Consider the following 21,684-nt stretch of genomic DNA (forward strand, 5'->3'; position numbering starts at 1 on the left):
TCCTCAGATCACGGTGAGTTGGAGGGTGTGCGGCAACGCGGCGGCGGAGGTGCCGACGCGCAGGGTGAAGGTGCCCGGCTCGACGACGCGGTCGAGGCCGGCGTCGATCAGGGCGAGGTCATCGGCCCGCACCGGGATCTTGATCGAGGCGTGGGCACCGGGCGCCAGGCTGACCTTGGCGAAGCCGCGCAGCTGGATCTCCGGTACGACGACACTCGACTCGTCGTCGGTGACGTACAGCTGGACGACCGCGGTGCCGGTGCGTTGGCCGGTGTTGCGGACCTCGGCCCGGATCTCGGTGCGGCCGGTCCCGGTGATCCTGTCCGCGCTGAGACGAACGTTGCTGAGGGCAAACGATGTGTAGCTGAGGCCGTGGCCGAACGGATACAGCGGGGTCGACGGGATGTCGACGTACGTGCCGGCCCGGGCTCGTGCGCCCTTGCTGTTGTAGTACATCGGCAGTTGGCCGACGCTGCGCGGCACCGTGATCGGTAGTCGACCGCTCGGGTCGACGGCACCGGTCAGTACGTCGGCCACCGCCTGCGCGCCTTGTTCGCCGGGCAACCAGGCCTCGAGGATGGCCGGGATGTGCTCGGCGGCCCAGGTGACCGACAGCGGGCGGCCGTTGACGAGCACCAGTACCACTGGCGTACCGGTGTGGTGGACGGCCTCCAGGAGCTCCTGCTGTACGCCGGTGAGGTCGAGCGACGCGATATCGGCCAGCTCGCCGTTCGTGCGGCCGGGGTTGAAGTACCCGCCCTTGACCTCCTCACCGAGGACGACGACCGCCACGTCAGCGTTCTTGGCCGCCTTGACCGCGGCTGCGACGCCGGAGCGGTCGGTGCCGGTGGTGGCGCAGCCCTTGGCATGGGTGATCTGCCGGCCGGTCGCCTTCAGCCTGTCCAGGATCGTCGGTACGGCGTGGAACGTCGGCCAGGCGGAGTATTCGCCGAGCAGGTTCCGGGCATCGTCGGCGTTGGGACCGATGACGGCGATCCGGCGGTGGTGGAGTGGGAGCAGGCCGCCTTCGTTGCGGAGCAGGGTCATCGACTCCCGCGCCGCTTGCAGAGCGATCCTGCGATGCGCGGGCTGGTTGACGACCGCCTGGGCGCGGGCCGGGTCGGCGTACGGGTTCTCGAAGAGGCCGAGACGTTCCTTGAGAGTGAGGATCCGGCGGACGGCACGGTCGATGAGGGTTTGGTCGATCGCGCCGGTGCGGACGGCTTCGACCAGCCCGGTGAGGAAGGCGGCGTGCCACGCGAGTGCGATGTCGATGCCGGCGTCGAGCGCGAGGGCGCCCGCCTGGGCCGGCGTGGTGGCGACTCGGTCGGTGATCATGGTCTCGAAGCCGTTGGCGATCACGACGCCGCGGAAACCGAGCTCGTCGCGGAGGACCTCGGTCAGGTACTTCGGCGATCCGTGCACCGGGATGCCGTCGATGGTCTGTTCGCCGGCCTCGGTCATCAGCGAGCCGGCGGCGGAACCGGCTCGCCACGGTGGGAGGTGGACGTTGCGGAGTTCGCGTTCGCCGAGTTCGATCGAGGAGCCCTCGAGGCCGCCGACATTCGGGGACTCGGCCGGGAACGTGCACAGCGATACGACGGCGCCGGTGTGGAGGTCGGCCTGGGCGGCCGGGACGAGAGCCTCGACGTACCGGGAGGTCAGGTACGGGTCCTCGCTGAACGACCAGATGGCGCGGCCGTAGCGCGGATCGCGGTTGAGCTCGGCGGTGATCGTGCTGATCGCGTGGATCCCGACCGCGCGAGCCTCCGCGCCGACGACGCCGTACACGTGCCCGACGAGCTCGGGCGACCACGTCGCGCCGAGACCGAGGCCCTCCGGGAAGATCGTCGAGCCGGGGCCGATCGAGCCGTGCGTGCCTTCGCTGATCTGGAGCAGCGGGATCCGGTGCTCGGACGCCAGCGCAAGCTTCTGCAGGGCGTTGTGGCGCTCGGCCTGCTCCTTGGGCGTCTTGGGCTGCTCAGGATCGAAACTGCCGAACAACGACTCGTTCACCAACCCGAAGAAGCCGCCACCCGGGCCGAGTACGAGGTTCTGGTGCTGGAACCCGCCGCGCGCGTACCGCTCCTGATCCGCAGGTGTCGCCCCGGCTGAGCTGCCCGGCTCACCCGGGAGCACGACCGGCATGTTCAGCTGCGCGATCTTGTCCGCCAAGGACATTGCCGCCAGCAACTTCTCCACCCGCGCCGACCCTCTGGACCCGGGGCGCGGGCGGCCCTCCTCACCCCATCCCGCGGCCGCCAAGGCCCCGGCGCCCGCTCCGGCGACGAAACCCCTGCGGCTGATCATGCTCGGGTCTCCGTGGCGATCCACTGGTTGAGGCGGCCGGCCCACTGGGCGTTGTCGGTCCGTTCGGTGAACCAGCGGTGGTTGGTGAGCAGGTAGAGCGTCGTACCGCCGCGCAGCTCGAGGATCAACGGCGCTCCGAGCGTCTTCGACCCGCCGCCGAGGAACCGCCCGTACAGGTCGGTGAAGTCGTTGCCGACCGCGGCGATGTCGCTCGGGTGCACGGTGATGTCGTGCCCGTGCTCCCAGGCGGTGAGTTCGAGGCGGTGCAGGTGCAGGCGGATCGTACCCGCGCGCGGGAAGACCGCCCGCTGGTCGATCGCGGCTTTGAACGAGTCCCAGCGACTCCGCCCGGCCAGCTCGGCGGCCGTCGTACCGCGGTAGGTGCTTTCGGCAAGGATCATCAGGACGACTCTGCCGGGACCAGCCGGTACGACGGATCCGTCGGCGGGTGCTTGTGGAGTGCCGACCGGTGGACCGCGGCCTCCACCGAAAGTATCGAGTGTGCGGCGGTTGCGCGGGGAACGGGATACCGTCGGTCGAGTGATCCTCGCGGCGCTCATCGAACCCGGGTCGCCGGCCGCGCCCGGCTACGACCGGCTGACCCCGCGGGACCGGGTCGTGGACGTCGCCGCCGTGGTCGTGGGGTTCCTGCTCAGTCTGCTGTCGGTCGGTGACGTCGAGCCGCCGCCGCGGTTCGGGCCGGTGCCGTACTGGCTCAGCCTCGGGCTGGCGATCGCCGGTGCGCTGGCGCTCCTGCTCCGGCGGCGCTGGCCGGTCGGACTGGTCGTGGTGATGATCGTGGTGTCGACGACGGTTCCATCGGTCGGTGGTTCGGCCGGGATCGCGTTGTTCAGCGTCGCGGTGCATCGGCGGCCCGCGGTGAGCCTGTCGCTCGGTGCTGCGGCGATGGCGTCCTGCCTGGTGCAGTTCTGGCTGTACCCGCTCGCGGACACCCCGAATGCTTACCTGATCGCGGTCACGCTGACCGCGCTCGCCTGTCTCGCACTCGTTGCCTGGGGCATCGTCGTACGGACCCGGCGGCAGCTGATGGCGTCGCTGACCGAGCGGGCGGTGCGGGCCGAGAGTGAACAGCAGTTGCGCGTTGAGCAAGGCCAGCGGCAGGAGCGGGAACGGATCGCCCGGGAGATGCATGACGCGCTCGGGCATCGGTTGTCGTTGCTGAGCGTGCATGCCGGTGCCCTGGAGTTCCGGCCGGACATTCCCACCGACGAGCTGTCCCGGGCGGCCGGCGTGATCCGGACCAGCGCCCGCGACTGCGTCGAGGACCTCCGCGAGATCGTCGGCGTACTGCGGTCCCAGGACATGGACGGTCCCCGGCGTGGGATCGCCCAGCTGGACGAGCTGGTGGCGGAATCGCAGCAGGCTGGGATGGTGATCGATCTGACCGTCCGGGCCGAGCTGGCCGACGTACCGGACCCGATCGGCCGGCACGCCTACCGCATCGTCCAGGAGGGCCTCACCAACGCCCGCAAGCACGCCCCGCACCAGCGCGTCCGCCTGACGATCAGTGGTCAACCAGGAGCGGGGCTGACGGTCGAGCTGGCCAACCGCCTGGAGCCCGGAGCCGGCGGGCCGGGGTCGCGGGTGGGGCTGATCGGGCTCACCGAGCGTGCCACGTTGGCCGGTGGGCGGATCGAGTACGGGCCGACCGTCGACGGTGAGTTCCGGTTGGCGGCCTGGTTGCCGTGGACCCTACGATGACGCCGTGAGTTCTCCCGTCCGGCTGCTCCTGGTGGACGACGACCCGCTCGTCCGCGCGGGCCTGGCCAGCATGCTCGGCGGTACGCCGTCAGTGCAGCTCGTCGGTGCAGCCACCAACGGCCGCGAAGCAGTCGACGCAGTCCGCGACCTCACCCCCGACGTGGTCCTGATGGACATCGGCATGCCCGTCCTCGACGGCGTCGCCGCCACCACCGCCATCCGCAGCGAGGCGCCGGCCCCCGAGATCATCATCCTCACCACCTTCGGCTCCGACCACCACCTCGTCCGGGCCCTCCGCGCCGGCGCCGCCGGCTACCTCCTCAAGGATGCCGCCCCCACCGACATCCTGACCGCCATTCTCAAGGTCGCCGCCGGCGAATCCGTCCTCTCCCCGCAATCCACCCGCCAACTCATGACGCACGCCGCCGAATCCGACCCCCACACCCGCCGCACCGAAGCCCGCGCCGCCCTGGCCCACCTCACCGACCGCGAACGAGACGTCGTACAAGCCGTCGCCGAAGGCAAAACCAACGCGGAAATAGCCACTACCCTCCACCTGGGCGTAGCCACCGTGAAAACCCACCTCGCCAACGCCCTCACCAAGCTCCACCTCACCAACCGGGTGCAGCTCGCCTTGCTGGCCCACGACGCGGACGCCGGCTGATGGAGATCGCGCGGGCGCAGTCGGAGCGAGGGGAACTGGTGTTGCGGCGGCGGGAGGGTGGGGCGCTGGAGTTGCGGGTCAATGGGGTGTTTGTGATGGATGACGTGGAGACTTCGAGTGAGGAGTTGCTGGCGTCGGTGGCGTTGGCGGCGGTACGGCGGCCTGAGCGGGTGCTCGTGGGTGGGCTGGGACTCGGGTATACGGTGCGGGCGTTGTTGCGTGATGTTCGTCTCGGTGCGGTGGTGGTGGCGGAGATCGAGCCGGAACTGGTGGGGTGGATGCGGGATGGTCTGGTGCCGTCGGTGCTGGATGATCCGCGGGTGTCGGTCGAGGTGGGGGACGTGCGGGCGGTGATCGCGGGGGCGGCCCGGGCGTCGTACGACGCGATTCTGCTGGATGTGGACAACGGGCCGGACTTCCTTGTGTACAACGAGAATTCGGCCATCTACGAGTCGTCGTTCCTGGGGGTGTGTCGGGAGCGGTTGCGGGCCGGTGGGGTGCTGACGGTGTGGTCGTCGTCGGAGTCGCCGGCGTTGGGGACCGCGGTGGAAGTGGTCTTCGGGGCGTGCCAGGTGACGCCGGTGCCGGTGTTGCTGCAGGGGCGGGAGGAGCTCTACTACGTCTATCAGGGCGCGACGTAGGCTGACTGGTATGGGTGAGAACGTGGAATACCGGATCGAGCACGACACCATGGGCGAGGTCAAAGTCCCCAAGGACGCGTTGTGGCGGGCGCAGACCCAGCGCGCGGTGGAGAACTTCCCGATCTCCGGCCGGCCGCTGGCCCCGGAGCTGGTGCACGCGCTCGCGCAGATCAAGGCGTCGGCGGCCGTCGTGAACGCCGAGCTCGGGGTGCTCTCCGGTGAGCGGGCGGCCGCGATCGTGGCTGCGGCTGATCAGGTGGCTTCGGGGGAGTACGACGCGGAGTTCCCGATCGACGTGTTCCAGACCGGGTCCGGTACGTCGACCAATATGAACGTGAACGAGGTTCTCGCGACCCTGGCGACCCAGGCCGGTGTCGACGTGCACCCGAACGATCACGTCAACGCGTCGCAGTCGAGCAACGACACCTTCCCGTCGGCCATCCACGTGGCGGCGACGGCCGGGGTTGTCCACGAGCTGCTGCCGGCGCTCGACGTACTGGTGGAGTCGTTGTCGCGGAAGGGTGTCGAGTTCGCCGAGGTGGTGAAGTCGGGGCGCACGCACCTGATGGACGCGACGCCGGTGACGCTCGGGCAGGAGTTCAACGGCTACGCCCAGCAGGTACGGCGGGGTGCGGAGCGAGTGCGGTCGTCGCTGCCGCGCGTGGCCGAGCTGCCGTTGGGTGGTACCGCGGTGGGGACCGGGATCAACACACCGCCTGGGTTCGCGGCTGCGGTGATTGTTGAGTTGAACCGGCGTACCGGGCTGTCGTTGACCGAGGCTGCGGATCACTTCGAGGCGCAGGGGGCTCGGGATGGTCTGGTCGAGCTGTCGGGGCAGCTGAAGACGGTTGCGGTCAGCCTGACGAAGATCTGCAACGACCTGCGCTGGATGGGATCCGGGCCGCGCGCCGGGCTCGGCGAGATCGCGCTGCCGGACCTGCAGCCGGGATCGAGCATCATGCCGGGCAAGGTGAACCCAGTGATCTGCGAGGCCACGCTGATGGTCGCCGCCCAGGTGATCGGCAACGACACCACGATCACCGTGGCCGGTGCCGGCGGCAACTTCGAGCTGAACGTGATGCTGCCGGTGATCGCGCGCAACCTGCTCGAGTCGATCACCCTGCTCAGCAACGCCTCCCGCCTGCTCGCCGAGCGCTGCGTCGACGGCATCACGGCAAATGTCACGCATGCTCGGGCGCTCGCTGAGTCGTCGCCGTCGATCGTGACACCGCTGAACCGCTACATCGGTTACGAGAACGCGGCCGCGGTCGCGAAGAGCGCTTTGAAGCAGGGCAAGACGATTCGCGAGGTCGTCATCGAGAACGGGCATGTCGCGCAGGGCGATCTGACGGAAGAACAGTTGGACGCGGCCCTCGACGTACTGTCCATGACCCGCCCGGCCGAGTCGTGACCTACTGGAGCCCGGGCACCACGATCGAGTGGATCTACGCCAACGACCACGACAAGCCCACCGTGCGTCCGATGACGGTCGTCCGCGACGACGCGGACGGTCTGGTCGCGTGGCTCGCGCCGGGTACCCCGCTGCTGAAGGCGGTGTTGCGCGACGGCCGTGAGCTCCGGCACGCCGGCCCGGTCGGGATGTTCACCGAACCCCGTGTCCTGAAGCGCGACATCTGGCACGGCACCGGCATCCTCAAGGTCGCACCCGCCGGGAAACCCTGGTCAGTCTGGTACTTCTGGGGCTCCGACGGCAGTTTCCGCGGCTGGTACGTGAACCTCGAGGACCCGCACACCCGGGACTACGAGGCCCGCCGTACGACGACTCAGGATCACGTCCTCGACCTCTGGATCACGCCCGACCGCGAGATCCACTGGAAAGACGAGGATGAGTTGGAAGGCGCCGTACAGGCCGGCCGCTTCACGCAAGCCCGGGCCGACGAAATCACCGCGACGGCCCACCAAGCCGTCGCAGACATCGAGGCTTGGACGCACCCGTTCTGCGACGAATGGGAGTCGTGGACCCCGCCGGCCCATTGGCCCCTCCCGCCGGCCCCGGATCTGATCAGAGCCGGCTAGCTGCGGGCCCTGCTGCGCATTTCGTCGACGAATGTGTCGACGGCGATCTTCATCTTGGCGAGCTCCTCCGGGTCCTTGAACACGTCCGCGAGATCTGCCGGGTCGACCTCGTGCACCGGAGTCTGCAGCCACCAGATGTTCCCCAGCGGATCCGTGATCCGGCACCCCCGGTCCCCGCTGATCCGCGACTCCATCATCGGAGTAAGCAGTGCCGCCCCCGCCTTCAACGCCCTGTCGAGCACCGCATCCACGTCGTCGACGTAAACACTCAGAAACGCCGGCGTATCCGGCCAATCCGGCTGCGCGTCGAACGTCATCACCACCGATCCACCGACGGTGATCTCCGCATGCCCGATGGTCCCGTCCTCATTCGGCACATCGAAGGACCGCTTGACCTCGAACGTCTCCTCCACAAACTCCAGAAACCGCGCCGCCCCCTTCACCACCACGTACGGAGTGACTGCCGCCTTACCACCAGGAAACCGTGTCGTCGTCATGACTCAATCCTCCCGCCAGAAGAGGCCAACAAATGTCCTCTACTTGAACCAGACGCTGCGGCGGCGGTCAGCGGGTGAAGGCGGACCGCCCCCACTCATCAACCCCCAGAAACCGCCCACCCAGCCACCCCGCTGAGCGTGCGAGCCGAGTACCGAGGAAGTTAGTGAGTGGCGGCGGTCCGGGGCCGGTAGGGTCGAGCTGCTCGGTCTCGTCGACCGGAGGTGCTGCGTGAGGCCGGATGCTCTGTTGCTGACCGGTGGCGGTGGCGCCGGCAAGACGACCATCGCTCAGGCGATCGCCGGCCGACTGAGCACCTCAGGCCGGACAATCGCGATTGCCGGGGTGGGATCTGCAGGTGGCACTCGACGATGCGGCTACGCACGAGCCGGTGGTGGACTTCGCCGTACGGAACGACGGAACCCCGGCTGCGACGGCGGCCGGGGTTCTTGAGCGTCTTGGCTGGGGTTAGCGGGGGCGGGTGGTCAACGGGACCGGCTTGCGGGTGTCGGTGAAGAAGTCGTTGCCTTTGTCGTCTACTACGACGAAGGCGGGGAAGTCTTCGACCTGGATCTTCCAGATGGCTTCCATGCCGAGTTCGGCGTACTCGATCACCTCGACGGACTTGATGCAGTCCTGGGCGAGGCGGGCGGCGGGGCCGCCGATGGAGCCTAGGTAGAAGCCGCCGTGCTGCTTACAGGCCTCGGTGACCTTGGCGGAACGGTTGCCCTTGGCAAGCATGACGAAGGAACCGCCCGCCGCCTGGAACTGGTCGACGTATGCGTCCATCCGGCCGGCGGTGGTTGGGCCGAAGGAGCCGGAGGCGTAGCCCTCGGGGGTTTTGGCGGGGCCTGCGTAGTAGACCGCGTGATCACGAAGGTACGACGGCATCGGCTCGCCGGCGTCCAGGCGCTCCTTGATCTTGGCGTGCGCGATATCGCGGGCGACCACGAGCGGCCCGGACAACGACAGGCGCGTCTTCACCGGGAGCTTCGACAGCTCCTCGCGGATCTCCGACATCGGCCGGTTCAGATCGATCCGTACGACGTCGCTGTCGTCGGACAGGTGCTCATCGGTCGTGTCCGGCAGGAAGCGGGCCGGGTCGCGCTCGAGCTGCTCCAGGAACACACCTTCCGGGGTGATCTTCGCGCGGGCCTGGCGGTCGGCTGAGCAGGAGACGGCGATCGCGACCGGGCAGGACGCGCCGTGCCGGGGGAGTCGGATCACGCGGACGTCGTGGCAGAAGTACTTGCCGCCGAACTGCGCGCCGATCCCGAAGTCCTGGGTGAGCTTGAAGACCTCCTCCTCCAGCTCCAGATCGCGGAACCCGTGCCCCACCGCCGAACCGGTCGTCGGCAACCCGTCCAGATAATGCGCCGACGCGTACTTCGCAGTCTTCAACGCGAACTCGGCCGAGGTCCCACCGACCACGATTGCCAGGTGGTACGGCGGACAGGCCGCCGTACCGAGGGAGCGGATCTTCTCGTCCAGGAACTTCATCATCCCGGCCGGGTTCAGCACCGCCTTCGTCTCCTGGAACAGGAACGACTTGTTCGCCGAGCCACCACCCTTGGCCATGAACAGGAACTTGTACGCCGGATCGCCGCCGGCAGGTGTCGAGTACAACTCGATCTGCGCCGGAAGGTTGGAGCCGGTGTTCTTCTCGTCCCACATGGTCAGCGGGGCCATCTGCGAATACCGCAGGTTCAGCTTCGTGTAGGCGTCGTACACGCCCCGGCTGATCCACTCCTCGTCGACCACACCGGTCAGGACGCCCTCGGACTTCTTGCCCATCACGATCGCCGTACCGGTGTCCTGGCACATCGGCAGCACACCGCCGGCCGAGATATTCGCGTTCTTCAGCAGGTCGAGCGCGACGAACCGGTCGTTCCCCGAGGCCTCGGGGTCGTCGATGATCCGCCGCAGCTGCGCGAGGTGCGCGGTCCGCAGGTAGTGCGAGATGTCGTGCATCGCCTCCGCGGTCAGCATCCGCAGTACGTCGGGCTCGATCTGAAGGAACGTGCGGTCGCCCGCCGTGAACGTGCTGACACCTTCGGTGCTCAGCAGCCGGTACTCCGTGTCGTCAGGTCCTGACGGGAGCAGATCGGAGTACGTGAAGTCGGCGGACACCGGCAGACCTCCATGGACAGTGGACTGGACTGATCCAGCCTAATCTCAGGGGTCCGATCAGGGGCGGGTAGGGGAGGTTTCGGAGCGCGGAGGGCCCGTCGCGCGCGTAAGGTTTTGCTCGTGGCACAGGATGAGGTTCCCCAGGACAATCGACCGCAGGACGCCGTACCGGCGCCGGTGGATCCGGCGCTCCGCCGACGGGTGTCCGACCTCGAACGCGAACAGGTCGCCGACGTCCTCCGCGACGCAGCGGGCGAGGGCCGGCTGTCCTACTCCGAGCTCGAGGAGCGACTCGAGACGCTCTACGCCTCCAAGACGTACGGCGAACTCGTCCCCCTCACCGCCGACCTCCCGAACGGCCTCCACCAACCCGCCGCGGCCCCGCCGCCAGTGCAGTACTCCCCGGGCACCGTCGTCCAGGACGGCCCGGCCATCAACGTCTTCCTCTCCGACACCAAACGCCTCGGCAACTGGGTAGCTCCCCAGCGCCAAGAGGTGCACGCGGTCCTGGGCGACGTCACCCTCGACTACACCGAGGCCCAGATCCCCTTCGACGAGATCTACGTCGACATCCGCTGCATCCTCGCCGACGTCAAGATCCGCGTCCCCGCCGATGCCGTCGTCCACCTCGACTCCAACCCCATCCTCGGCGCCGTCTCCGAACAAGCCGCCACCCTGCTGCCGGCCCCCGACCCCAACACCCCCCACCGCCCCAAAACCTTCCACATCCGCGGCACCGCCATCCTCGGCGACATCAAAATCAAACGAGGCCCCCGCCTCACCAAACGCCTCGGCCTCGCCTGACCCGCGCCCTGTGGACAACGGCGACGAAGAGTGACGATTCCGATATAGCATTCGTGCTATGCCTTGGGGTACCGTTGAACTCGAAGCCGAAGTGCGCGACTGGCTCGAGAACCTGCCGACCGAGCTCTTCGCGCGTACCGCCTTCTACGTCGATCTCCTTGCCGAACGGGGGCCGCTGTTAGGTGAGCCGTACACGAAGCAGCTCGACGGCAAGTTGCGTGAGTTGCGTTTCTGGCTCGATCAGGACGCGATGCGGATCAGCTACTGGATCGCCACCGATCGGCGGATCATCTTGTTGACCGTGTTCAGGAAGAGCCGGATGCGTGAGACGCAGGAGATCGGTCGTGCGCGAAGGGCTTATCGGCGGTGTGTGGATCGGGCGCACGGTGTGCCGGAGGAGGAGTGACGTGACGGGTTGGGATGAGGTTCGCGGACGGCGGATGGGGGAGCCGGGGGCTGAGGTGGCGTACGACGCTGCGCGGCGGGCGTTCGAGCTCGGGGCTGCGGTGCGGACGATGCGGGAAGAGCGGGGCTGGACGCAGACCAGGCTTGCGGAGGCTGCGGGGATGACGCAGTCCGCGCTGGCTCGGTTCGAAGCCGGTGGCACGATCCCCACCCTCGCGCTGCTCGAGCGGATCGCCCAGGCGTTTGAGGCTCGGCTTGTCGTTCGGTTCGACGTGGGGGACTCGGCCGCCTAGGGGATGTGGCGTTCGGTGTGGAGGTGGTTGAGCCAGGCGGCTAGGGACGGGAGGTCGTCGACGTTGTCGCGGGGGATCTCAAGTTCGTCTTCGTCGCCGTCTTCGTTGGTGAAGTGGATCGGGAGGTGGTTGCTGAAGAACGAGGTGACCGGGGCGCCGATCGTGGTGATGGCGGTCCAGGGGGTGAAGTCGTCGCCGAGGCGGATGCCGGTGGTGTCGACGGTCAGGACGGGGGTGCCGCGGAGGATCTGGGCTGTGGTGGAGACGGCACCACTCACCAGGAGCGCGACGATGCATGCGCGGATGTAGAACCAGGTGCCGCGGGTGTCGAATTCGTCGGTGATTCCGATCGCCGCGACGATCACGACGACCCACGAGAGCAGCACCTGGCGGGTGAAGAGGGATCGGCTGCGGCGGGGGAAGACCACGCGGCCGGTACGGCGGTATTCGGCGTCCCAGTGTTCGGGGCCGGCGTCTCCCGTCACCATGGCGAGGGTCCGGAGCCGCGGTGGGATTCCTGCAGATGGAGGAGCCAGGCGCGAGCCATGGCGAGGTCGCGGACGTTGTCGCGCGGGATGAAGAGACGTTTGCGGGGCACGTCGGAGCGGACTCGCAGGCCGCTGGACGAGGCCGAGAAGTCGAGCGTCGTGATGGTTGACCAGGTGAGCAGCTTGCGGCCCTTGCGGATTCCTTCGGCGTTGATGACGAGCGTTGGACGACGGGTAGCCAGTTGCCAGAGGCAGCAGGCGAGGACTGCCGTGGCCAATGCCAGGAGCAGCCAGTCGACCACCCACCAAGCGACATCCTGATCACTGGTCGCCATGCTGGCCGCCTGGAGCAGCGTCAGCGCGCCAATCAGAACCACCCGCAGAACCGCAGGAAACCGCCGTACCGGAAAGACGACCTCGCCCGTACGACGGTACTCCGCGTCCCAGACGTCAACCGTCAGATCACCCGTGCTCGGCATGCGAGTCTCCCTCGGTCGTACGGCGGTGAGGCCGGAGGCCGTTCAGCCAGGCAGAGAACGCGGTGAGGTCGCGGACGTTGTCCTGGAGGATGCGAATCTCCTTGGCCCACACATCCGCGGGAAGCACCGGCAGCGAGCGCAGGATCGTCGGCCCGGTGGGAATCCCGGCCGTGCCGACCGCGTCCCACGACATGAGCTTGCGCCCAGTGCGAATACCTTCGGTGTCGACGACGACGATCGGCCGCCGAGTCACCAACTGCCAGGTGATGCCGCCGACGATGAACGCCCACGCAGCCAGGCCGAAACCGTCGAAGATCCGCCCCACCGTGGATTCGTCCGCGAACTCCACGATATTGAACACATTGCTCGGAGCCAGCAGCAGCAGGATCACCCCCGCGCGCAACGCAGCCGGTCGCCGCCGCAACCGGAACACGACCCGCCCGCTCCGCTGAAACTCCGCGGTCCACTCAGCCGGCCCCAGCTCACCCATGGTCGGCATGGGCGTCTCCCTCGGCGGTACGGCGGTTGTCGCGGAGGGCGTTGAGCCAGTGGGTGAAGGCGTCGAGGTCCTGGATGGTTGCGTGCGAGACGCGGATCTCCTTCAGCGGACCGTCGACCGGCTTGAGGGCGACGTACCGGAAGCCGCGCGGACCAGCTGGGAGCCGCGCCATCGCGAAGTCCGCCCACGGGATCGACCGACGACCCAGCCGAACACCCTCGGCATCGACGACCAGCGCCGGTTTGCGCGTGACCAACTGCCAGCTGACACCGCCGAATCCGACCAGGAACCCAACGATGCCGAACCCGCTCAAAACCTTCGCAAAGACGACCGCATCCCCGATCATGGTCGCGGACAAGACGACAACCGGAACCAGAAACAGAAAGAGCGGCATCGTCCGAACGCCGAAAGCCAGTCGTCGCAAAGGAAACTCGACCCGCCCAGTCCGTTCGTACACCGCGGTCCAGTCCGCCGGCGGCAGTTCACCCAACGTCGTCATTCCCCCACCCCTCCCCAGGAAGCGCAACTCTAGTGCACGAAGGGGACACTGGCGGGTGATCAGTTCGACCGGTAGACCTCGTCGTACAACGTCTTCAGTTCGGCCGCGGTTGCTTCTCGACCGGTCGAATCGGTACGGCGTTGGACGTGGCGGGCGAATTCCACTTGCTGGGAAGGCGACAGTTGGACGCCGTACGACGTCTCTAGGACGTGCGCGATTCCGCCCTTGCCGGACTGGCTGTTCACCCGTACGACGGCCTCGTAGCCGCGGCCGACATCGGCAGGGTCGATCGGTAGGTACGGCACCTCCCACAGCCCGTCGCCCTGGACCGCGAGCCCCTTGCGGATCGCGTCCTGGTGGGTCCCGGAGAACGCCGTGTAGACGAGTTCGCCGACGTACGGGTGCCGTGGGTGGATCGGCATTCGGGTGCAGTATTCGACCGTCTCGCGGATCCCGTCGATGTCGGAGAAGTCGATCATCGGGTCGACGCCTTGGGCGTGCAGGTTGAGGGCCAGGGTTGCGATGTCGACGTTGCCGGTGCGTTCGCCGTTGCCGAAGATGCAGCCCTCGACGCGCTGCGCGCCGGCCAGTACGGCGAGTTCCGCGCACGCGATCCCGGTCCCGCGGTCGTTGTGCGGGTGGACCGAGAGGATCACGCCGTCTCGCCGGGGCAGGTTCTGGTGCATGTACTCGATCTGGTCGGCGTACACATTCGGAGTCGCCGCCTCGACCGTCGCCGGCAAGTTGAGAATCACCGGCCGCTCCGCAGAAGCGTCCCATACCTTCGTCACCTGGTCAGCGAGCTCGAGGATGTAGTCCGGCTCAGTCAGGTTGAACACCTCGGGCGAGAACTGGAACCGCACCGACTCCCCACCCAACCGCAGCACCTGCTCGGCGCCCGCCTGGATCATCGCCGCCAACTCGTCCCGGGACCGACGCAGTACGACGTCCCGCCAGGTCGGCGCAGTCGCCGCATACATGTGTACGACGACCTGCCCGCGAATCCCCTGAATGGACTCGATCGTGCGCGCAATCAAGTCCGGTCGAGCCGGTGTGAACACGACCACCGTGACATCGGATGGGACTAGATCGGTCGTCGCCAGAAGCCGGACGAAGTCGAAGTCGGTCTGCGAGGCGGACGGGTACCCGACCTCGATCTCTTTGTAGCCGATGGCAACCATCAGCTCGAAGAAGCGGCGTTTCCGCTCGGGGTCCATCGGTTCGGCCAAAGCCTGGTTGCCGTCCCGCAGGTCGACCGGGACCCAGAGGGGAGCGGCGGTGATCCGCCGGTCCGGCCAGGTGCGGTCGGGCGGTAGGACGGGGATCCGGGAGTAGATGTCGCGGTAGCGGTGGCTCGGCATCGGGGAGGGGAGCTGACGGTTCCAGTGCATCACCCGAATCACGCTAACCCGGTTCAACTCCTCAGACAAGCTGATAACCTGAGAAGTACCCCCCGTTGTGTCGCAGTGGCCCCTAGACTGAGCCGCATGATTCGCCGTCACCCGCTGGCCGAGCAGGCCGCCGAAGAGCTGCTGCGCCGGATCGGCAGCGGCGAATGGGCGCTCGGCGCGAAGCTGCCGGGTGAGACGACGTTGGCCGCGCAGCTCGGTGTCGGCCGGTCGACGATCCGGGAGGCGGTCCGCGAGCTGGCCGGCCGCCGGGTGTTGGAGAGCCGGCAGGGTGCGGGCGTGTTCGTGATCGGCCACCAGGCCGCGGAGGACTGGGACCAGGTGCTTCGCCGGGCCGACATCACCGACGTACTGGAAGGGCGGATCGCGATCGAGACCGAGGCCGCCCGGCTCGCCGCGGAACGCCGTACTCCGGCCGATCTGAAGAGCTTCCGCTACACCCTGAAGGACCGGCTCGACGCGTCGGTGAAATCACCCGACGACTGGTACGTCGAGGCCGACCTCGCCTTCCATCGCGCCCTGGTCACCGCGGCCCACAACACCGTGCTGGCCGAGCTGTTCGACGCGTTCGTGCCGCGGATCCGGACCACGATGCTCGACATGCTGAGGCTCGACGACCAGCACCGGCACCGCCACGACCAAGCCGCTCACGTCGCAATCGCGGACGCCGTACGGGATCGTGACCCCGAGCTTTCTGCCGCGCGCTGCCGCGAACACCTGACCGCGGTCCGCAGCAGCGTGATCTAAGACGTGTAGCGCGTCTGGACCGAGCGCAGCCAGTGCGCGAAGGCGTCGAGCTCCTCGACGTTGTCGAGCGAGATACGCAACGGCCTGGTACGCCGGTCGACCGGGCGAACCTGGATTGTCCGCGCGCCGGTGAAACCGGTGGGCTCGTCGATCTGCGCGATCCCGGACCAGGCGAGGCTGCGGCCGCGGGTGACGCCGTCGGCGTCGATCGTGACGACAGGCCGGTTCGCGATCAGCTGCCAGAGCGTCAGGCCGGTTCCGTAGATGAACGCGGCCAGTGCGGTCAGGCGCAGTACGCCGATGGTTCCGGAGATGCCGTCGGTGCGCAGGTGGTCCAGGTTCGTCGCCGCGGACGCGAGCATCAGCAGGCCGAATGCGGTCAGCCGAAGGTAGAGGCGGCCGCGGCGCGGTGGGAACACCACCCGGCCGTCCTCGTCCAGCTGGGTGTTCCAGACATCTGCGGGCATCAGGCTCCCCAGGTCGCCGTGTGCTCGGCCGCGGTCGGCGGGTCGGCGCCATGCCGGGTGCAGGTGATCGCGGCCGCCTTCACGGCGTAGTCGACCACGCTCTGCAGGCTCTGCGACGTGAGGCCGGCCAACCGAGTCGCACCGAGCAGGTCGTGGCTGGCCAGCCCGGCGATCAGGGCGGCCATGAACGAGTCACCCGCACCGACCGTGTCGACCACATCGATCTTCGGCGCGGTCACGTCGATCCGCCCCTCCCGGCTGATGCCGAGCGCGCCCTCGCCGCCGCGCGTGATCACGACGCACTGGGTCCGCGGTGCGCTGAGCAGCTCGACCGCGATCGACTCGGGCGACTGCCCGGGCCGCAGGAACTCGCAGTCCTCGTCGCTCAGCTTCACGAGATCCGACAGCGCAGCCAGCTCCCGTACGGCGACCCACGTGGACACCGGGTCCGGGGTGATCGTCGGGCGCGCGTTCGGGTCGAGAGTCACCGTGACCGGCTGGTCCTCGAGCGTCTTGAGGAAATCGCGGATCGCGCTGGAACCCGGCTCGAGCACGGTCGCGATCGACCCGGTGTGCACCGCGGGACAACCACGCGACAACGACAGCGCCGGCGGTTCCCACGTGATGTCGAACTGGTACGACGCAACTCCGGCCGCGTCGAGCGTCGCGGTCGCCGTACTGGTCCGGAACCCGGGCTCGACCGAGCCAGGCGACAACTGGACGCCGTTCCCGAACAGGTGCGCACCGAGCTGATCGCCGTACGGGTCCGTCCCGAACCTCGTCACCAGCTCAGTCGGTACGCCGAGCCTCGCCAGACCGACCGCCACATTCGCCGGGGACCCACCGGGCGTCGCCTTCGGCTTCCCGTTCCCGTTCCGCGTCGTCTTGGGCCCAGAACTGACGATGTCCACCAATGCCTCGCCGATTACGAGGAGAGGTGCACTCATCTTGCGTGCTCGAAGTCGATGGCGGAGTACGCGCGGAGCTTGGCCAGTTGGTGGACGCTCTCGATGGTGCGAATCGTGCCGCTGCGGGAGCGCATCACCAGGGAGTGCGTGCGTGCAGTCGAGCGGCCGTAACGGACGCCGCGTAGCAGCTCACCGTCGGTGATACCGGTGGCGACGAAGAAACAGTCGTCACCGCTGACCAGGTCGTCGGTGTCGAGGACGCGGTCGAGGTCGTGACCCGCGTCGATCGCCTTCTGGCGTTCGTCGTCATCGGTCGGCCAGAGCCGGCCCTGGATCTTGCCGCCCAGACACTTCATCGCGCAGGCCGCGATGATGCCCTCCGGTGTACCGCCGATGCCGAGCAGCATGTCCAGACCGGTGTCCGGCCGGGCCGCCTCGAGCGCACCGGCCACGTCGCCGTCGCTGATGAACTTGATCCGCGCACCGGTCGCCCGGATCTGCGTGGCCAGCTCCTCGTGCCGCGGCCGATCCAGCAGTACGACGGTGACGTCGTCGACCGTCGACCCCTTCGCCTTCGCGACCCGGCGGATGTTCTCCGCGACCGGGAGCCGGATGTCGACCACCTCGGCCGCCTCCGGCCCGACAACCAGCTTCTCCATGTAGAACACCGCGGACGGGTCGTACATCGAGTTGCGCGCCGACACCGCCATCACCGCGATGCCGTTGTTCATGCCCTTCGCGACGAGCGTCGTACCGTCGACCGGGTCGACCGCGACGTCGCACTCCGGGCCGTCGCCGGCACCGACGCGCTCGCCGTTGTAGAGCATCGGGGCGTTGTCCTTCTCGCCCTCGCCGATCACCACCGTGCCATTCATTCCGACCGTGCCGATCAGGGTGCGCATCGCGTTCACCGCCGCACCGTCGGCGCCGTTCTTGTCACCGCGGCCGACCCACCGGCCGGCCGCCATCGCCGCCGCTTCGGTGACCCGGACCAGCTCGAGCGCGAGGTTGCGGTCAGGCGCATGCGCCTCGACCTCCAGATGGGCAGGCGGAGTCGTCGGGTCGCTCATGCCACGGATGGTAGCCAACTGGGTGATCGGACCTCTCGGAGGGCGTCTGAAGGCCCCCCGTCTACTGCGCTGCACTCGGCACGGCACCTCGCCGCACTGGAGGAAAGGCCACGATGGAAAAGCATCGAGGCCTCCCCTCCAGCACACCGATGCACCGCACCGAGCACATGCTCGCTACGACGGGGAGCCTCCAGACCCCTCAGCCAGGATGCGACACTCGTGTCATGAGTTCGACTGGTCAGGGTGAGGCAGAGGCGCGGGAGAAGGCCCGGGCGCGCGCGGAGGCAATCGCATACCGCGAGCAGAACGCGAAGGACCGGGCGAAGGCGCGGACGCTGCCGAACATGGTCTGGGCGCTGCTGGCCTGCTTCATCGTGGTCGCGTTCCTGATGATCGTGACCTGGCGGCCGAAGGAGGAGAAGGTCCGCGCGGTCGAGTACAGCGCCCAGCTGGAAGACGCCCGCAAGACCGCTTCGTGGGTCCGCGGTCCATCGCCGATGCCGGGTGGTTGGCAGGCGACGAGTGTCGAGTTCCGTGCGCCGGAGCAGGCGCCGATGACCTGGCACCTCGGCGTCGTCACGGACGCGAAGAAGTACGTGGGACTCGAGCAGTCCAACGTGGCCGGGACGAAGTACCAGTCCGACGAGCTCGGCCGAACCGCCGACGACGGTACGGCGACGGTCGGCGGAGTCACCTGGCAGCGCAAGGTGCTGCTGGATCGCAAGGACGAGAACGCCTTGGTGCTGGTCGGCTCCGGCGTCACCACGATCGTCACCGGGAACGCCGGGTACCCGGCCCTCGAAACGTTTGCTGCAACGCTGCGCTGATCGTGTACTGACCAGTTTCCGGACGCCGATTGACAGGGTTGCCGGGACCGAGGTTCCATCAAGACTTCGGCTTGCCACTCGGGGACAGCGCTGAGGAGTCCCGACGTGTCCCGGTTGCGGAGTTGATCCGCCGATGTTCGTCACGGGGTTACTGCTGGCCGCCGAAGGTTCCCCGCATCTCGGCGTACCGTGGCAGTCGCTGGCCTACAACGGCGAGACCCTGCTCGGATCCACCCTCGACACCGCCCGCGAGTGCGGGTTCGACCAGCTGATCGTCACCCTCGGTACGGCGTCCGAGCAGATCCACGACCGGATCGACTTCGACGGCGTCCGGGTCGTCGAATCCCCGCACGCCGACACCGGCAGTTCGTCGATCGTCCCCGCCCTCGACGCGGTCGACCGCCGTACCGACGGCATCGTCGTCCTGCTCGGCGACCAGCCCGGCATCACCTCGGCCGCCGTCTGGTCCCTGGTCGCCGAAGTCGCCGGCCCCTCCACACCCCTCGGTATCAGCCACTACGACGACGGCCCCGGCTACCCCGTCTGGTGCGCTCGCGAACTCTTCGGCGGCCTCCGCCAACTCCGCTCCGACGACGACCTCTGGCAACTCGCCGACCACCACCCGGTCACCCAAGTAGATGCCATAGGCAACATCCCGCCCCGGATCCGCACCTGGCCCGACTACCACCGAACCCTCGGCCACCCCGCCCCCGACGACCCCCCACACACCTCCCTCACCGCCCGCCCCCGCCGCCGCCGAACCACCCACTGACCCCATTTCGTGGGCCGACCCATCCGGATGCGCGTCGGCCAACCGCACGCGATGGGCCCGCCCGCACCCCCGTGGGCCTACGCGCACCCCCGTGGGCCCGCCCACGCCGTGACGGCGCGGACCGCCATCACCGTCCAACGCGCGGATTCGGCGCCGGCTCACGCTCAGAGCTGGCTTCGGCACGGGGTGCCAGCGTGGTTAGTGGGTGGTGGAGGTCCGGACCCACGCGCCATCACAAATGGTCGCCGGGCGGGACCTCACGCGGGGAGCGTGGCTGGGCGGGCAGTTGTGATGGGCTCTGGGTCCGGTCACTCCGCGCCGGCGAGGCGGAGGCCGATGACACCGGCGACGATGAGAGCGATGCACGCGAGGCGGGTGGGGGTGAGTTGTTCGTTGAAGAGGACGATGCCGAGGGTGACGACTCCGACCGAACCGAGGCCGGTCCAGATGGCGTAGGCGGTGCCGATCGGGAGGCGGTCGAGGGTTCGGCCGAGGAGGTAGACCGAGGTGATGCCGAAGACGAGGACGCCGAGGGTCGGCCACAGGCGGGTGAAACCTTCGCTGGGTTTCATGCTGAGCGCGAAGGCGATCTCGAACGCGGCGGCCGCGAGCAGGATGAGCCAGGCCATCAGGCGGCCTGGGCTCCGCGCAGGTGGCGCTGGGTGACGGTGGCGACACGGGCGCCCAGGGCGTGCGCGGTGCGGAGGTCGGTGGCCGGCGGCGCCTTCTCGGCCGAGAGGTCGGCGTCGGACTGGGCCATCGCGCCGAGCCAGCTGCCGAGGCGGTTCAGGTCCTCGATGCTGGCGGTGCTCTCGGCCCAACCGGGGTAGATGTCCAGGCCGACCCAGATCATCCCGTGCTGTGCGGCGAACACCGCGAAGTCGACCAGGCTGTTGAGCTTGTCGCCGGACATCGCCTTCGAGTTGGTGAACCCGGCGGCGATCTTGTCCCGCCAACCGAGGTCCGCGCCCCAGACCTTCGCGCTCGCCTCGGCGAACGCCTTGAAGACCGCACTCGGGCTCCCCATGTACGTCGGCGCCCCGAACACGATCGCATCAGCCGCGGCCAGCGTGGCCCAGACGTCGTCGGTCAGTTCGTCGAGCGCGACCAGCTCCGCGGTGGTACCCGGGACCGACAGCGCACCGGCCGCAACAGCCTCGGCCTGCTTCGCGGTGTGCCCGTACCCGGAGTGGTAAGCGATCGCGATCCGGGCGGTGGCGTGGTTCATTCTTTCCTCCAGAGGCTCTAGCGGACTACAGTCCGTCTCATGGACGACAGTAGCGGACCGCAGTCCGTTTCACAACGAGAGCTCCCGGTCGTCGGCACCCCACGCCCCGAACGGGCGGATGCCCGGCGCAACCGGCTCCGCGTACTGGAGGCGGCAGAGCGGCTCTTCACCGAGCGCGGCGTCAAGAACGTGTCACTCGACGCGATCGCCGCCGAAGCAGGCGTCGGCAAAGGCACCGTCTTCCGCCGCTTCGGCGACCGCGCCGGCCTAGCCGTCGCCCTTTTGGACGAACGCGAACAAGAACTCCAGGCCAAGATCCTGACCGGCCCACCGCCCCTAGGCCCCGGCGCTCCCGCGGTCGACCGCGTCGTCGCCTTCCTGACGGCGTACCTGGATCTCCTGGACCGTCACGTCGAACTCTTCATGGACAGCGAAAACGCCTCAGACGGCGCCCGCTACCGCATCGGCTCCTACAACCTCTGGCACCGCCACCTGGCCCACCTGGTCGAACAGTCGAGCCCAGACCTCGACGCCGACCACACCGCCCACGTCCTCCTGGCCCCCCTGGCCGCCGACCTCCACCAATCCCTCCGCGACCGCGGCTTCTCCCTCGACCGCCTCAAGACAGGCTCGGAAGCAATAGCTAGAGCCCTACTGACAACCTGACCTCCGGCAGGTCGCCCAACGACGAGTACGTCCGATCCGCCGTCTCCACGAACCCGTACCGCGCGTAGAACGCCCGCGCTCGCGCATTCGCCTCCACCACCCACAACCAAACCGTCGTACGCGC

General features: G+C 68.3%; 26 protein-coding genes. 12 read left to right on the top strand and 14 right to left on the bottom strand.

Annotated elements, in window-relative coordinates; all coding sequences use genetic code 11:
* Nucleotides 1-3: 3 nt before the first annotated feature.
* A complete protein-coding gene (locus ABD231_RS15930) occupies nucleotides 4-2,310 on the bottom strand; it encodes a glycoside hydrolase family 3 C-terminal domain-containing protein (protein WP_344151505.1) in 2,307 nt (768 codons plus the stop codon).
* A complete protein-coding gene (locus ABD231_RS15935) occupies nucleotides 2,307-2,711 on the bottom strand; it encodes a hypothetical protein (protein WP_344151507.1) in 405 nt (134 codons plus the stop codon). Before ABD231_RS15935 ends, ABD231_RS15930 begins: the two co-directional genes overlap by 4 nt.
* Before the next feature lie 139 nt (nucleotides 2,712-2,850).
* Here ABD231_RS15935 and ABD231_RS15940 point away from each other — a divergent pair, with 139 nt between their 5' ends.
* From ABD231_RS15940 to ABD231_RS15960, 5 genes are read left to right on the top strand one after another with little or no spacing between them, the layout of a single operon-like run.
* Complete coding sequence (locus ABD231_RS15940; protein WP_344151510.1) at nucleotides 2,851-4,032, top strand: sensor histidine kinase; 1,182 nt, start codon at nucleotides 2,851-2,853, stop codon at nucleotides 4,030-4,032.
* Nucleotides 4,033-4,036: 4 nt separating this feature from the next.
* On the top strand, nucleotides 4,037-4,696 hold the full coding sequence (locus ABD231_RS15945) for a response regulator (protein WP_344151513.1): 660 nt from the start codon (nucleotides 4,037-4,039) through the stop codon (nucleotides 4,694-4,696).
* Entirely contained in the window at nucleotides 4,696-5,337 is a 642-nt protein-coding gene (locus tag ABD231_RS15950) for a spermidine synthase (RefSeq protein WP_344151517.1), read from the top strand. The genes ABD231_RS15945 and ABD231_RS15950 overlap by 1 nt, the downstream gene beginning before the upstream one ends.
* 10 nt (nucleotides 5,338-5,347) lie before the next feature.
* On the top strand, nucleotides 5,348-6,748 hold the full coding sequence (locus ABD231_RS15955) for a class II fumarate hydratase (RefSeq protein ID WP_344151520.1): 1,401 nt from the start codon (nucleotides 5,348-5,350) through the stop codon (nucleotides 6,746-6,748).
* Nucleotides 6,745-7,374 carry a DUF402 domain-containing protein gene (locus ABD231_RS15960; protein WP_344151523.1) on the top strand — a complete coding sequence of 210 codons (630 nt, stop codon included), beginning with the start codon at nucleotides 6,745-6,747 and terminating at the stop codon, nucleotides 7,372-7,374. The genes ABD231_RS15955 and ABD231_RS15960 overlap by 4 nt, the downstream gene beginning before the upstream one ends.
* On the opposite strand, the gene ABD231_RS15965 is transcribed toward ABD231_RS15960, so the two are convergent.
* Together ABD231_RS15965 and ABD231_RS15970 are read right to left on the bottom strand one after the other, a co-directional pair.
* On the bottom strand, nucleotides 7,371-7,871 hold the full coding sequence (locus tag ABD231_RS15965) for a VOC family protein (RefSeq protein WP_344151526.1): 501 nt from the start codon (nucleotides 7,869-7,871) through the stop codon (nucleotides 7,371-7,373). The genes ABD231_RS15960 and ABD231_RS15965 overlap by 4 nt on opposite strands.
* A 466-nt stretch (nucleotides 7,872-8,337) precedes the next feature.
* On the bottom strand, nucleotides 8,338-9,999 hold the full coding sequence (locus ABD231_RS15970; RefSeq protein WP_425554183.1) for a fumarate hydratase: 1,662 nt from the start codon (nucleotides 9,997-9,999) through the stop codon (nucleotides 8,338-8,340).
* Nucleotides 10,000-10,119: 120 nt separating this feature from the next.
* On the opposite strand from ABD231_RS15970, the gene ABD231_RS15975 reads away from it, so the two are divergent.
* From ABD231_RS15975 to ABD231_RS15985, 3 genes are read left to right on the top strand one after another with little or no spacing between them, the layout of a single operon-like run.
* The gene (locus tag ABD231_RS15975; protein WP_344151529.1) at nucleotides 10,120-10,803 is read left to right on the top strand and encodes a DUF1707 SHOCT-like domain-containing protein; all 684 of its coding nucleotides are present in this window, start codon (nucleotides 10,120-10,122) and stop codon (nucleotides 10,801-10,803) included.
* 58 nt (nucleotides 10,804-10,861) lie between these two features.
* Complete coding sequence (locus tag ABD231_RS15980) at nucleotides 10,862-11,209, top strand: type II toxin-antitoxin system RelE/ParE family toxin (RefSeq protein WP_344151532.1); 348 nt, start codon at nucleotides 10,862-10,864, stop codon at nucleotides 11,207-11,209.
* Nucleotide 11,210: 1 nt separating this feature from the next.
* Complete coding sequence (locus ABD231_RS15985; RefSeq protein WP_344151535.1) at nucleotides 11,211-11,501, top strand: helix-turn-helix domain-containing protein; 291 nt, start codon at nucleotides 11,211-11,213, stop codon at nucleotides 11,499-11,501.
* On the opposite strand, the gene ABD231_RS15990 is transcribed toward ABD231_RS15985, so the two are convergent.
* Genes ABD231_RS15990 through ABD231_RS16010 form a run of 5 tightly spaced genes read right to left on the bottom strand, consistent with a single transcriptional unit; the run spans nucleotide 11,498 to nucleotide 14,896 of the window.
* Nucleotides 11,498-11,989, bottom strand: coding sequence for a hypothetical protein (locus ABD231_RS15990; RefSeq protein WP_344151538.1), 492 nt, complete (start codon nucleotides 11,987-11,989; stop codon nucleotides 11,498-11,500). The two genes, ABD231_RS15985 and ABD231_RS15990, sit on opposite strands and share 4 nt — an antisense overlap.
* Nucleotides 11,983-12,468, bottom strand: coding sequence for a hypothetical protein (locus ABD231_RS15995; protein WP_344151541.1), 486 nt, complete (start codon nucleotides 12,466-12,468; stop codon nucleotides 11,983-11,985). The genes ABD231_RS15990 and ABD231_RS15995 overlap by 7 nt, the downstream gene beginning before the upstream one ends.
* Complete coding sequence (locus ABD231_RS16000; protein ID WP_344151544.1) at nucleotides 12,452-12,967, bottom strand: hypothetical protein; 516 nt, start codon at nucleotides 12,965-12,967, stop codon at nucleotides 12,452-12,454. Before ABD231_RS16000 ends, ABD231_RS15995 begins: the two co-directional genes overlap by 17 nt.
* Complete coding sequence (locus ABD231_RS16005; protein WP_344151547.1) at nucleotides 12,951-13,466, bottom strand: hypothetical protein; 516 nt, start codon at nucleotides 13,464-13,466, stop codon at nucleotides 12,951-12,953. Before ABD231_RS16005 ends, ABD231_RS16000 begins: the two co-directional genes overlap by 17 nt.
* Before the next feature lie 59 nt (nucleotides 13,467-13,525).
* Entirely contained in the window at nucleotides 13,526-14,896 is a 1,371-nt protein-coding gene (locus ABD231_RS16010; protein WP_344151550.1) for a 2-isopropylmalate synthase, read from the bottom strand.
* 57 nt (nucleotides 14,897-14,953) lie between these two features.
* On the opposite strand from ABD231_RS16010, the gene ABD231_RS16015 reads away from it, so the two are divergent.
* Nucleotides 14,954-15,622 carry a FadR/GntR family transcriptional regulator gene (locus ABD231_RS16015; RefSeq protein WP_344151553.1) on the top strand — a complete coding sequence of 223 codons (669 nt, stop codon included), beginning with the start codon at nucleotides 14,954-14,956 and terminating at the stop codon, nucleotides 15,620-15,622.
* On the opposite strand, the gene ABD231_RS16020 is transcribed toward ABD231_RS16015, so the two are convergent.
* From ABD231_RS16020 to glpX, 3 genes are read right to left on the bottom strand one after another with little or no spacing between them, the layout of a single operon-like run.
* The gene (locus ABD231_RS16020) at nucleotides 15,619-16,089 is read right to left on the bottom strand and encodes a hypothetical protein (RefSeq protein ID WP_344151556.1); all 471 of its coding nucleotides are present in this window, start codon (nucleotides 16,087-16,089) and stop codon (nucleotides 15,619-15,621) included. The two genes, ABD231_RS16015 and ABD231_RS16020, sit on opposite strands and share 4 nt — an antisense overlap.
* Nucleotides 16,089-17,036: a carbohydrate kinase family protein gene (locus ABD231_RS16025; RefSeq protein WP_344151559.1), complete on the bottom strand. Its 948-nt coding sequence runs from the start codon at nucleotides 17,034-17,036 to the stop codon at nucleotides 16,089-16,091. Before ABD231_RS16025 ends, ABD231_RS16020 begins: the two co-directional genes overlap by 1 nt.
* Complete coding sequence (glpX, locus tag ABD231_RS16030) at nucleotides 17,033-18,067, bottom strand: class II fructose-bisphosphatase (protein WP_344151562.1); 1,035 nt, start codon at nucleotides 18,065-18,067, stop codon at nucleotides 17,033-17,035. The genes ABD231_RS16025 and glpX overlap by 4 nt, the downstream gene beginning before the upstream one ends.
* A 224-nt stretch (nucleotides 18,068-18,291) precedes the next feature.
* On the opposite strand from glpX, the gene ABD231_RS16035 reads away from it, so the two are divergent.
* Entirely contained in the window at nucleotides 18,292-18,894 is a 603-nt protein-coding gene (locus ABD231_RS16035) for a DUF4245 domain-containing protein (RefSeq protein WP_344151565.1), read from the top strand.
* Between the two features lie 133 nt (nucleotides 18,895-19,027).
* The gene (locus ABD231_RS16040) at nucleotides 19,028-19,666 is read left to right on the top strand and encodes a nucleotidyltransferase family protein (RefSeq protein WP_344151568.1); all 639 of its coding nucleotides are present in this window, start codon (nucleotides 19,028-19,030) and stop codon (nucleotides 19,664-19,666) included.
* Nucleotides 19,667-19,974: 308 nt separating this feature from the next.
* Here ABD231_RS16040 and ABD231_RS16045 read toward each other — a convergent pair whose 3' ends face one another.
* A complete protein-coding gene (locus ABD231_RS16045; protein ID WP_344151571.1) occupies nucleotides 19,975-20,295 on the bottom strand; it encodes a DMT family transporter in 321 nt (106 codons plus the stop codon).
* On the bottom strand, nucleotides 20,295-20,894 hold the full coding sequence (locus ABD231_RS16050) for a flavodoxin family protein (protein WP_344151574.1): 600 nt from the start codon (nucleotides 20,892-20,894) through the stop codon (nucleotides 20,295-20,297). Before ABD231_RS16050 ends, ABD231_RS16045 begins: the two co-directional genes overlap by 1 nt.
* A 39-nt stretch (nucleotides 20,895-20,933) precedes the next feature.
* On the opposite strand from ABD231_RS16050, the gene ABD231_RS16055 reads away from it, so the two are divergent.
* Nucleotides 20,934-21,560: a TetR/AcrR family transcriptional regulator gene (locus ABD231_RS16055; RefSeq protein ID WP_344151577.1), complete on the top strand. Its 627-nt coding sequence runs from the start codon at nucleotides 20,934-20,936 to the stop codon at nucleotides 21,558-21,560.
* The last annotated feature ends 124 nt before the right edge of the window (nucleotides 21,561-21,684 follow it).

The sequence above is a fragment of the Kribbella yunnanensis genome (genome assembly GCF_039529655.1).
In the GTDB taxonomy this organism is placed as follows: domain Bacteria; phylum Actinomycetota; class Actinomycetes; order Propionibacteriales; family Kribbellaceae; genus Kribbella; species Kribbella yunnanensis.